Raw genomic sequence first — 304 nt, 5'->3', positions numbered from 1 at the left:
GAACTTCGATGGACTGCCCGGCTTCTCGGACCAGACAATGAGTGATGGGCGTCTGCTTATCCAGTTTGGTAACTACGGAGGCCTAAACGGCAACTTCGGATCGATCCCGGGCGTCAACGACACCGTGATCGTGATGTATCCAATAACGCATGGTGCTACAGGCAACTCATATGTTGTGATGGGCAAACCCGTGACGGTGGATGGATACCCGTTTGTTACGGGCACTGCTCTCGAAAACCCGAGCGGTGGTTCGAACGCTAACCCTGTGGTGTCCTACAAGAACGTGGCGTCTGGAGGTTTCGGC

The 304-nt window shown here is 54.9% G+C and carries 1 protein-coding gene; it reads left to right on the top strand.

Translation table 11 applies throughout. The features are described 5' to 3' along the window. Positions 1-37: 37 nt before the first annotated feature. Positions 38-304 (top strand): hypothetical protein (locus AC1RO3_RS09015; RefSeq protein WP_481764082.1); only part of this gene is annotated, 267 nt, incomplete at its 3' end.

The organism is Dellaglioa sp. CoH-57-MRSF-19 (assembly GCF_056781975.1).
This window is presented reverse-complemented; position numbering and strand designations above follow the sequence as displayed.